The sequence below is a fragment of the Streptococcus oralis genome (genome assembly GCF_023611505.1).
Lineage (GTDB): Bacteria > Bacillota > Bacilli > Lactobacillales > Streptococcaceae > Streptococcus > Streptococcus oralis_CT.
Window position 1 is genome coordinate 849,595 of record NZ_CP097843.1, and the last position, 12,263, is coordinate 861,857.

A 12,263-nucleotide genomic window follows, 5' to 3' on the forward strand; every position below is an offset into this window, starting at 1 on the left:
CTAGCCATAGCAAGTAACCGTCGCAGCTACCATAGGAAGAGTCTTATGGTAAATCTAGCAATTGAAAGGGGTGTTGCCTACTGAACAGATGTGACATACTTCTCAATTAAATTTAATCAAATAGAAAGGATTTTTTATGGATAAACTAAAGAAAGTACTAGGTTTTCTAGTATTCCCTCTTTTGTTATTGCTGATGTTCTTCCCGACAGGTGAAGCACATGCTGCAACTGATGTTACCGATAAGGCCCATGTCGAGAAGTTGGAGATTACTATAGCATCTACAGGAAGCAAGACAGAAGGAATTCATGGTTCAAATGATACTTCGATGAAATTGAAATATTCAGGTGAATTCTCATTCCCTGGTGTACAGGCGAACGTGATTAAGCCTGGAGATTACTTTATCGTAAAGGCTCCAGATAACTTGAGTTTGACGGATGGTAGTCTGGATTTGATTGATTCGACATCAAATACCAAAATGGGGACTGTCCAGGTGGATAATGCTAACCATCAGCTGGTATTTACTTTCAACGAAAAGGTGGAAGACAAGCAAAATATTCGTGGGGACTTTGTTGCAGAAGCAACTGAAACGCTCAAAAAAGAGGGGAAAACGGTTACCTATGTTTTACCAGATGGTAAAAAACAGACCATCACGTATAAAGTGAATAAATTTGAACAGACTGACGTGATTGGAGAAACTATTACAAAGTACGGTTATAACGATAACAATAAGGCGAGAGCACATTTTCAGATGAAGATTAATCGCGCTAAGAAAGATATGACTGGACATGTGGTGAAGATTACAGATGACGTTTCAAAGGGAGCCTTTGCTAACTATGTGGAAGGTACTTTCTATATGCATGAAGCGGAATTCGAAACGACGAATACGAATTCATCTGCTCTTAAACGTTTAGGTGATGAATACGAAATCACAACCGATCCGGAGGTATACAAGGCTAACTCAGATAAAAAAGCTTTGTTGACCTTTGTCAACGGGAAACGAGGATTTGAGTTGCTCATGCCGACCAATATGGGAACAAAGAGCTTTTTCTTAACGTATGATACGTCCTCACCAGCAGATACTTCAACGATAAGTAACTCAGCGCAGTACTTGATTGATAATCAACCACAACTTATTTGGGAAAACTACGGAGGTAGTATTGGAACCAGAACAGAAGCAACGTTTAATTTAAAGACGGTTAAATCTGTAGGTGCGTCAGTCACAGCTGATATTGCTGGTAAGATCAAAATCACAAAATACGATGAAGCGGATGCAACTGTTAAGTTGGCAGGCGTTGTCTTTGAAATCCGTGAGAAAACCACTAATAATTTGGTTGATACCGTTACAACAGATGCGGATGGGATAGCTGTCTCAAAGGCTCTCAATAATGGTAAGTATATCGTTAAAGAAAAAACTCCTAAATCAGGCTATCAGGTAAATAGTCAAGAGTTTGAAGTGGAGTTGAAAGCTGGGAAGGGTGTTCCCCTCAACATCTCCAACAAACGTGTGACAGTTGACTTTGAAGCAACCAAGACTTGGGTAAACGGAAAAGCAACTGACTACAAAAAAGTCAAACTCGGTTTGTATGTGCACAAAGAAGGACAAACTGTTGCAGATGCAAAACCTGTTACTGGGAACTACACCCCTGAAGTGACAGAGTCTAATGGTGTTTACACTTATAAATGGAAAAATCAACTTCCTGAACGTGATGTTGATGGAAGCAAGCTAGTTTATTCTGTTCGAGAACTTGAAAATCAGACGGGTCTTCCTCTGAAAGAAGGAGAGAAAGTCAAAGTAGGCGACAACAGCTATGTTGTATCCTATAACGGAAACAACAAAGTCACCAACACTTACGAAGTTCCAAAGACAAACGTGACGGCTAAGAAAATCTGGGTTGGCGGTCAGGAACATATTCGTCCAACTGTCTACTTCAAACTCTATCGTACGCCAGAAGGTGGAGCGATTGAAGAAGTAGTTGGTGTTAGTCAAAAAGAAGTTCCCAAAACAGATGGAACTATAGAATGGACAGACCTTCCTGCGACAGATGAGCACGGTGTGAAGTACACTTATAGTGTGATGGAAGTCGATGAAGATGGCAATCTTGTCACTGCTGTAGATGGTTATACAGCCAATCAAACAGCTGATTTAACTGTCACAAACACCTATGGTACTTCACCAACTAAGGCTGATATTGAAGTCAAAAAAGAATTGGTGGGTGGTCGTCCAACACCTCTTCAAAACGAAGAATTTGAATTTATCTTGAAAGACAAAAATGGCCAAGAAGTTCAAAGAGCTAAGAACGATGCAGCTGGTCGCGTAGTCTTCAAAGATATTCCTTTCGATAAAGCGAGTGAACACGAATTTACTGTTGTTGAAGTGAATGCTGGTCAAACCATCGATGGTGTGACTTACGATGTTAGAACAGTACCAGTCACAGTAAGTGTAACAGATGATGGAAAAGGTAAACTGGTTGCGACAGTATTGTATCATCCTATTACTGCTGTGGCACTTCCGTCAGCTAATTTGGTCTCTTCAGCACCTAGTTCTAATCTTGTACCATCACTTACTGATGCAGTGAATAGAGCTACTGATGGTGGAATTCAGACATTCAAAAATACTTATAAAGCAACTAATGCTAAGGTCATTCTTGAAGTAACTAAGCAGTTGACTGGTCGTACGACAGGAGCTCAAGAAAATGAGTTCGAATTTACGTTGACAGACCAGGCTGGTAATGTTGAAACAGCGAAGAATGATGCAGATGGAAAAGTTAAGTTTCATGAATTGACCTTCGATGAAGCAGGTACTTATACTTACACTATCAAGGAAGTAAAAGCTGGTACAACTGAAAATGGTATTACCTACGATTCTAAGACAGTCACAGCTAAAGTAACTGTAACAGATGACGGTCATGGTAAACTGACTGCAGTTGTTGATTACAGCAGTGATGGTACAGCTAATAGCACAACCTTCACCAATACTTACAACCCTGCAAAAGTCAAAGCTCCAGTTTCTGCAACTAAATCATTTATTAATAAGAACACCAATACTCCAATGCCGCTCAAAGGTGGCGAGTTTGTCTTCTCCTTGCTAAATCACGAAGGTGATCCCGTAGAAAAAGCTACAAATGATGCAGATGGAAACATCAAGTTTAAGGATTTAGAATTCGAGAAAGCTGGTACTTACCAGTATACAATCTACGAACACAAAGCTGGTCAAATCGAGAATGGTATCACTTATTCTAATAAGACTGTGGAAGTGACTATCGAAGTAACAGATGACGGTCATGGTGCTTTGAAAGCAACTGTTTCTTATGATAACGATGAAAAACACTTCGAAAATACTTACAAAGCTGCAAATGCTAAAGCAAATCTCGAAGTGACTAAGAAATTGACAGGTCGTGAAACAGAAGCTCAAGATGGTGAGTTTGAATTCACTTTGACTGATTCAACTGGCGTAGTTAAAGATACTAAGAAGAATGATGCAGCCGGAAACGTTAAGTTTGATGAACTAGAATTTGATAAAGTAGGAACATACACCTACACTATCAAGGAAGTTAAGGCTGGTCAAACTGAAAATGGTATCACCTACGATTCTAAGACAGTAACAGCCAAAGTAACTGTAACTGATGATGGCAAAGGGAATCTGACTGCAGTTGTTGACTACAGTAGTGACGGTACAGCTAACAGCACAACCTTCACCAATATCTACACACCAGCAGGCGCAACAACTGTGACTCTTGGAGCTAAGAAAGTTCTTGAAGGTAAGAAACTTGAAGCAGGAAAATACAGCTTTGTTCTGAAAGAAGGCGACAAAGAGCTTGAAACAGTTACAAACGATGCAGATGGTAATGTTACATTTAAAGCTCTTACTTACAACGAAAGTCAAGTAGGAACTCACAAGTACACTATCTCAGAAGTTGCTGGATCTGAAGCAGGAATCACTTACGATAAGACAGTTCAAGAAGTTGAAGTAACGGTTGAAAAAGTAAGTGCGACTGAATTGAAAGCAACTGCTTCAAAAGAAGCAAAAGATCTTGTATTTACAAACAAATACACACCAGCCGGAGCTACAAGTGTAACTCTTGGAGCTAAGAAAGTCCTTGAAGGTAAAGACCTTGAAGCTGGTAAATACAGCTTCGAATTGAAGAAAGAAGACGGTAGTGTTGTCGAAACAGTTACAAACGCTGCTGACGGAACAGTGACCTTCTCACCAATCTCATATGATGAGAGCCAAGTGGGAACTCACAAGTACACTATCTCAGAAGTTGCTGGCTCTGAAGCAGGAATCACTTACGATAAGACAGTTCAAGAAGTTGAAGTAACGGTTGAAAAAGTAAGCGCGACTGAATTGAAAGCAACAGCTTCAAAAGAAGCAAAAGACCTAGTCTTCACAAACAAATACACACCAGCCGGAGCTACAAGTGTAACTCTTGGAGCTAAGAAAGTCCTTGAAGGAAAAGCTCTTGAAGCAGGTAAATACAGCTTTGAATTGAAGAAGGAAGATGGAACTGTTGTTGAAACAGTGACAAACGCCGCAGACGGAACAGTGGCCTTCTCACCAATCTCATATGATGAGAGTCAAGTGGGAACTCACAAGTACACCATCTCAGAAGTTGCTGGCTCTGAAGCAGGAATCACTTACGATAAGACCGTTCAAGAAGTTGAAGTAACGGTTGAAAAGGTAAGCGCAACTGAATTGAAAGCAACTGTTTCGAAAGAAGCAAAAGACCTAGTCTTCACCAACAAGTACACACCAGCAGGAGCTACAAGTGTAACTCTTGGAGCTAAGAAAGTTCTTGAAGGAAAAGCTCTTGAAGCAGGTAAATACAGCTTTGAATTGAAGAAGGAAGATGGAACTGTTGTCGAAACAGTGACAAACGCTGCTGATGGAACTGTAACCTTCTCACCAATCTCATATGATGAGAGTCAAGTGGGAACTCACAAGTACACCATCTCAGAAGTTGCTGGCTCTGAAGCAGGAATCACTTACGATAAGACCGTTCAAGAAGTTGAAGTAACGGTTGAAAAAGTAAGCGCGACTGAATTGAAAGCAACAGCTTCAAAAGAAGCAAAAGATCTTGTATTTACAAACAAATATACTCCAGGTAAAACTCAAGTTCCTGTGAAGAAAGTATGGAAGGACGAGAACAACCAAGATGGCAAACGTCCATCTTCTGTCACAGTTAAATTGCTTGCGGATGGTCAAGACACTGGTAAAACACTTAAATTGACCGAAGCAAACGGTTGGGCTGGAAGCTTCACAGACCTTGATGCTGATAAAGGTGGCACACCTATCCAGTACACTGTAGTAGAAGTAACTGTTCCTGGTTACACTTCTAAGGTTACTGGTGACGCTGCATCAGGATTCACTATCACAAATAGCTATTCTCCAGAAACAGTTGATGTAAAAGCAACTAAGAACTGGGATGACGCGAACAACCAAGACGGCAAACGTCCAACTAAGATTACAATCAATCTTTTAGCAGATGGTCAGAAAGTCGATTCGAAAGAAGTTCAAGAAGCTGCAGATGGAACTTGGACTGTCGAATTCACGAAATTAGCAAAATATAAAGCTGGTAAAGAAATCAAATACACTGTAACAGAAGAAAAAGTTTCAGAGTATGAATCTTCTATTACAGACTTTACTATCACAAACAAATATGCACCAAAACAAATCGACTACAAAGTAACAAAAGTATGGAACGACGCGAACAACCAAGACGGCAAACGTCCTAAGTCCGTAACAGTTCAACTTTATAAATCTGTAGATGGTTCTAAACCAGTAGCCGTTAAAGGTAAGAAATTGACCTTGACAGCTGATGATAAGACCGACGCTAACACTTGGGTAGCATCCTTCACAAATCTTCCACAATACGAAGCTGGTAAAGAAATCACTTACTCTATCGAAGAAGTAGATGTACCAGCTGGCTATAAAGCCTCTGTGACTGGTCAAGTGGTGACAAACACTCACAATCCAGAAACAGTCGTTCTTTCAGGAACTAAAGTTTGGGATGATAACAATAACCAAGACGGCAAACGTACGAAATCTGTGAAAGTTCAAATTCTTAATGGCGATAAAGTTGTTCAAGAAATTGAAGTTTCAGAAGCAACTGGTTGGAAGTTCGAATCAAAAGCACTTCCTAAATATGAAAATGGTACAGAAATCAAGTACACTGTCAAAGAAGTAGCTGTGAAAGAATATAAATCAACAGTTACTACGGACAAAGACGGTAAGTACACTGTTACCAACACACATACACCAGAGAAAATTACTGTTAAAGGTAAGAAAATCTGGAATGATGCTAATAACAAAGATGGTAAACGTCCAGAATTTATCACAGTGAGACTTCTTGCGGATGGTAACGAAACTGATAAGACAGTAAAAGTTACAAAAGCAACAGCTCTATCAGATAACGAGTGGGCTTATGAGTTTACAGGTCTTGATCGTTATAAAGAAAATGGTCAAGAAATCAAGTACACTGTTAAAGAAGTTGATGTTCCTAAAGATTACCAAGCTGAAGTAGATGGCATGAACGTTACAAATACACATACTCCAGAAAAACCAACACCAGGTAAACCAAATGAACCAGGAAAACCAGGTCCAAAACCTCAACTTCCTAACACTGGTGAAAAAGCATCTAACGCAGCAGTAGTTGCAGGACTTGCTTTGATGGCAGTGACTGGTGGATTGTACTTTGTAAGCCGTAAAAATAAATAATCTCTAGATGAGAGTTGATTTTCAGTTAGTTCTTAGGAAGTAATTGGAAAGGAAATAGTCCAGAACACTTGTTCTGGACTATTTTTTATCTTGAGAAATAAGGAAGGCTTTTCAATCGTTCGAGTAGGCGACGGCTAATGAAACTAAGGGCAATAATCTTACCAAGATCAGGAAGGATAAAGGGAAGGACACCGACAGCGAGTGCTTTGTCAAGTGGCATACCAGCAAGGAAGTGGAGGCTGAGAATACCTCCGAAAAAGACGAGTGAATCACCCAAGAGGTTGGCTAGGAAAATGTGAATATAGCCACTATTTTGATGGATGAGATAAGATGTAAGTCCTGCATAGACAAGGTCAAACCAAAGATAGCCTGAACTTGGACCGACTAAAACGTGGAATCCTGCACCTCCCCCTGCAAAGACAGGTAAACCAATGGCACCCAGCAGGAGGTAGAGAGCAACAGATAGAACGGCTTCTCTGGGTCTAAAAACAGTAGCAATCAGACCAATTGCAAAGTTTTGCAGAGTGAAAGGTACAGGACCGATAGGGAGACTGATTTGTGCCAATACGGCGATGAGAGCAGCACCGATAGCAGGGATGGCATAGATATGAGCTTTCTTCAAAACTGTTAACCTCTTTTCAAAATTATAGTAACTATTATACTAATTCAGGAACAAAAGTCAACCTATTCTTTCAACCAAGGTGACAATCTTTGTAACAGCCGATTTTGTAAGTAAAAAGAGACCTCGAGAGGTCTCTTTTGGTATTTAGCGCATGGTCACAAATTCTTCTGAAGCGGTTGGGTGGATAGCTACTGTAGCATCAAAGTCTGCCTTGGTTGCTCCCATCTTGATAGCAACAGCAAATCCTTGAATCATCTCATCCACTCCGTAACCAAGTCCATGTAGGCCAACAACTTTTTCGTCAGCACCGGCGGTGATGAGTTTGAAGCGAGATTCCTGACGATGGCTTGTAACAGCAGAGTACATAGATGCAAAGCTTGACTTGTAGACTTTGATGTTATCTTGGCCGTATTCTTTGATAGCTTGATCCTCGGTTAAACCAACCGTTCCGATTGCTGGGTGGGAGAAGACAACAGTAGGGATAGTCGTATAGTCCATCTTGGCATTTGTTTTCCCATTAAAGAGACGTTCAGATAGGGTACGTCCAGCCTTGATGGCTACTGGGGTTAGTTCCTTCTCACCAGTAACGTCTCCAAGGGCATAGATACCATCTACAACTGTATTTTGATACTCATCCACTTGGATAAATCCACGTTCATTGAGTGTAACGCCTGCTTTTTCTAAATCCAGACCATCTACATTTGGACGGCGACCGGTAGCCCAGATAACTTGGCTCGCAGTGTGACTAGAACCGTCTTCAAAATGAATCGTAATGCCTTGCTCTGATTCTTCTAGTTTGACGGGTACCTTATGCGTGTGCAAAGGAAGGTCTGTTTTTTCCATTTCATTGACAAGGCCTTCAACGATGTAGCTGTCAAACGTGCGCAAGGGACGATCGCGACGAACAAACAAATCAGTTTTTACTCCTAGTGCGTGGAGGACACCTGCTAATTCAACGGCGATATAGCCAGCTCCAAGAATCGTAACGGATTCAGGAAGTTGCTCCCAAGCAAAGACATCGTCTGAGCTACCACCAAGTTCAGCTCCAGGGATAGTTGGGATGCTTGGGCGAGCACCAGTCGCAATCACGATATGTTTGGCACGAATCAATTCACCATTAACGCTGACTGTGTGGGAATCAATGAAATGAGCACGACCTTCAATCAAATCAACACCGTTGCGCTTGAAACTTCCATCATAAGACGAGCGGGCACGATCGATGTAGGCTTCACGATTTTGACGAAGTTTTGCGAAATCAAATTGAACATCTGAACTCGTAAACCCATAGTCAGGACCGTAGTGGTGAAAGCTTTCAGCGATTTGCGCTCCATACCACATAATTTTCTTAGGAACACAGCCGACATTGACGCAGGTTCCACCTAATTTTTTCTCTTCGATAACAGCTGCTTTAGCACCGTGTTCGCCAGCTCGGTTCATGGTGGCAATGCCACCGCTCCCTCCACCGATGGCGATGATATCATATTCTCTCATAGAAAACTCCTTATAGCTTTGATAGTCATATTCTATCGTTTTTACTTTTTGAATGCAAAAATCTGCTACGGCATAAGTAAAAAGTTGAAATTACTTGCTAAATATAGAAATAAGATGTATTATGTAACTAGTACAATTGATGTGCCAGAAAGAAGCTGAAGGTGAGTTTTGGAATGCTTCTCTTTTCTCACGGTACAATCATTGTTCAGAGTGGATAAATTTGATATAATGGTCTTTAATGGAAAATATGAAAGGCGTTTTGGGATGAAGAAAAATACGAAAAGAAAAAAATGGCAATTTTACACATCTATTGGGACTGCAAGTGTTGTTATTGTAGGGGCTATGGGGATTTTACTTTTTAGACAACCTTCTCAGGCTGCTGTTAAAGATGCCACCTCTCATTTGGTTGTTGCCAAAGAAGGAACGGTTGCCTCATCTATCCTCTTATCTGGTACTGTTACTGTAAAAAATGAACAGTATGTATATTTTGATGCAAGTATGGGTGAGATTGAAGAAATTTTAGTCTCTGTTGGAGATAAGGTCGAAAAAGGACAAGCATTAGTAAAATACAATAGTTCCGATGCTCAGGCAGCATATGATGCTGCCAATCGTGCAGTAGCAAAGTTTGATCGTCATATTAGTGAATTAAAGGAATCTCGAAGCAAAGCCCTTACTTACTCAGAAGAATACGGTGGTTCAGAGAGTAACACAGTATCTTCTCTTGATTCTCAAATTAAGGATGCATGTGACAATCGTGCAGATGCAGAAGCTCAAGTTAAAAAAGCAAAGGCTCAACTAGATGCGACAACTATTTTAAGCACGATAGAAGGAACAGTTGTAGAGGTGAATCGTGATCTTTCCAAATCTTCTGCGGGTAATGGCAAAGTAATAGTTCATATAGTGAGCAATGAAAATTTGCAAGTTAAAGGTGAATTATCTGAGTACAATCTTGCCAAGCTTTCAGTCGGACAAGAAGTGACCTTCACTTCTAAGGTCTACCCAGATAAGGCTTGGACAGGGAAGATCAACTATATCGCAACTTATTCAAAGAGTGGTGCTGATGGAAGCAATGGTAAAGGTGCATCGAATGTTGGCCCTAAATATCCATACACTATTGAAATTACGAGTGATATCGGTGAGTTGAAGCAAGGATTTTCTGTTAGTGTAGAAGTTAAGAGCGACAGTACATCTCTTCTCGTACCATTAACCAGCATCGTAGAAGAAGAAGGTAAAAACTATGTCTGGGTTGTTGACGAAGAGAATAAGGCTAAGAAAATCGAAGTTAGCCTAGGAAATGCTGACGCAGAAAACCAGGAAATTACTTCTGGCTTGACAAATGGGGCTAAAGTCATCAGTAATCCAACAACTTCCTTGGAAGAAGGAAAAGAGGTGAAGGCTGATGAAGAAACTAATTAGTCTAAAAAATATCTGTAGGAGTTATCGAAATGGAGATCAGGAACTTCAGGTTTTGAAAAATATCAACTTAGAAGTGAATGAGGGAGAGTTTGTTGCTATTATGGGACCGTCTGGTTCTGGAAAATCTACTCTAATGAATACTATTGGAATGTTGGACACACCAACTAGTGGTGAGTATTACGTAGAGGGGCAGGAAGTGGCTCGATTGGATGAAAAGCGGTTGGCCAAAGTCCGTAATAAAGAGATTGGTTTTGTCTTTCAACAATTCTTTCTTTTGTCTAAACTAGATGCCCTTCAAAATGTTGAATTGCCTTTAATATATGCTGGAGTTTCAGCTTCCAAACGCCGTAAATTGGCAGAGACCTATTTGAAAAAGGTAGACTTGACAGATAGAAGTCACCACTTGCCTTCGGAATTATCTGGTGGGCAAAAACAACGGGTAGCCATTGCCCGTGCCCTTGTCAACAATCCTTCGATTATTCTGGCAGATGAACCAACTGGGGCTTTGGATACAAGGACAGGAAGCCAAATCATGGAACTTTTGGTGGAGTTAAATGAAGAAGGAAGAACCATTATTATGGTCACGCATGAGCCTGAGATTGCAGCTTATGCAAAACGTCAGATTGTAATTCGTGATGGGGTTATTGCATCTGATAGTGGGCATTTAGAAGGGGAGGGGCATTGAGATGGAAAATCTAAAATTTGCTTTTTCATCGATTATGGCACACAAGATGCGTTCATTTTTGACGATGATTGGGATTATTATAGGAGTATCTTCAGTCGTTGTTATCATGGCTCTGGGAGACTCTATGTCTCGTCAGGTCAATAAAAATATGACCAAATCTCAGAAAAATATTCAGGTCTTCTTCTCGCCTATTAAAAGTAAGGATGGCTCTTTTACCCAAAAACAATCTTCTCTAACACTGTCTAGTCGAGAAGATACAGCTTATGTTGTTCCACCCAAAACACAGGAAGCATGGGTTAAGGAAGCCGCTAAAGTAAAAGGTGTAGATAGTTACTTTGTGACGAATAGTATAAATGTTACTCTGACTTATAAAGATAAAAAAGTTGAACAGGCTAGTTTAACAGGTGGTAATATGACTTATATGGCTGCCACTGAAAATGAAATAATCGCTGGTAGGAGTCTAAGAGAACAAGATTACAGAGATTTTGCAAGTGTTATCTTACTTGATGAAGAATTGGCTAAAAGTCTTTTTGATTCACCACAGGCAGCTCTTAATCAGATAATTTCAGTTAATAACTTTCATTATCGAGTTATTGGAGTATATACAAGTACTGAAGCTAAAACTGCTAAAGCCTTTGGGATTGGTGGTCTTCCAATTACGACCAATATCTCTCTAGCAGCCAATTTTAATACTGATGAAATCTCGAACATCGTCTTTCGTGTCAATGATACTAGTCTAACGCAGACCTTGGGACCAGAGTTGGCTCGAAAATTGACTGAGATTGCTGGTCTTCAGCAAGGGGAGTACCAAGTTGCGGACGCAACTGCCGCTTTCCAAGAGGTACAACAACTATTTGGTTTTATGACAACCATTATCAGTGCCATCGCAGGAATCTCTCTCTTTGTTGGGGGAACTGGTGTTATGAATATCATGCTGGTTTCGGTGACAGAACGCACGCGTGAGATTGGTCTGCGGAAAGCTCTCGGTGCTACACGGGCTAATATCTTGGTACAGTTTTTGATTGAATCCATGATCTTGACCTTGTTGGGTGGTGTCATCGGTCTTGGAATTGCTGCTGGAATGACCATGTTAGCCGGAGTACTGCTTCAAAACATGATTGCAGGTATCGAAGTTGGGGTTTCCCTCCCAATTGCTCTCTTTAGCTTGGCTGTATCAGCCAGCGTTGGTATGATATTCGGAGTTCTACCAGCCAATAAAGCGTCTAAGCTTGATCCGATCGAAGCCCTTCGTTATGAATAAGATATAGAGCAGAAAAAACAAGATGGATATTTGTCTGTCTTGTTTTTGTATGAATTTCTCTATCGAAAATCAC

6 protein-coding genes are annotated in these 12,263 nt (G+C 40.6%); 4 read left to right on the top strand and 2 right to left on the bottom strand.

The window, feature by feature from the left end:
* Positions 1–136: 136 nt before the first annotated feature.
* Positions 137–6,715 carry a Spy0128 family protein gene (locus tag M9H69_RS10410; protein ID WP_434481178.1) on the top strand — a complete coding sequence of 2,193 codons (6,579 nt, stop codon included), beginning with the start codon at positions 137–139 and terminating at the stop codon, positions 6,713–6,715.
* 85 nt (positions 6,716–6,800) lie between these two features.
* Here the strand turns inward: M9H69_RS10410 and M9H69_RS04490 are convergent, their stop codons facing one another.
* Both M9H69_RS04490 and gor read right to left on the bottom strand, forming a co-directional pair.
* Entirely contained in the window at positions 6,801–7,337 is a 537-nt protein-coding gene (locus M9H69_RS04490) for a biotin transporter BioY (RefSeq protein WP_250316037.1), read from the bottom strand.
* A gap of 144 nt (positions 7,338–7,481) precedes the next feature.
* A complete protein-coding gene (gor, locus tag M9H69_RS04495; RefSeq protein WP_061598262.1) occupies positions 7,482–8,828 on the bottom strand; it encodes a glutathione-disulfide reductase in 1,347 nt (448 codons plus the stop codon).
* A gap of 264 nt (positions 8,829–9,092) precedes the next feature.
* Here gor and M9H69_RS04500 point away from each other — a divergent pair, with 264 nt between their 5' ends.
* The 3 genes from M9H69_RS04500 to M9H69_RS04510 are packed head-to-tail and all read left to right on the top strand — an operon-like array spanning position 9,093 to position 12,190.
* Positions 9,093–10,244, top strand: a complete 1,152-nt coding sequence (locus M9H69_RS04500) for an efflux RND transporter periplasmic adaptor subunit (RefSeq protein WP_250316170.1) — start codon at positions 9,093–9,095, stop codon at positions 10,242–10,244.
* Positions 10,228–10,929: an ABC transporter ATP-binding protein gene (locus tag M9H69_RS04505; protein WP_000733792.1), complete on the top strand. Its 702-nt coding sequence runs from the start codon at positions 10,228–10,230 to the stop codon at positions 10,927–10,929. The genes M9H69_RS04500 and M9H69_RS04505 overlap by 17 nt, the downstream gene beginning before the upstream one ends.
* A gap of 1 nt (position 10,930) precedes the next feature.
* Positions 10,931–12,190 (top strand): ABC transporter permease, encoded by a 1,260-nt coding sequence (locus tag M9H69_RS04510; protein WP_250316038.1) that lies wholly within the window; start codon positions 10,931–10,933, stop codon positions 12,188–12,190.
* Positions 12,191–12,263: the final 73 nt, after the last annotated feature.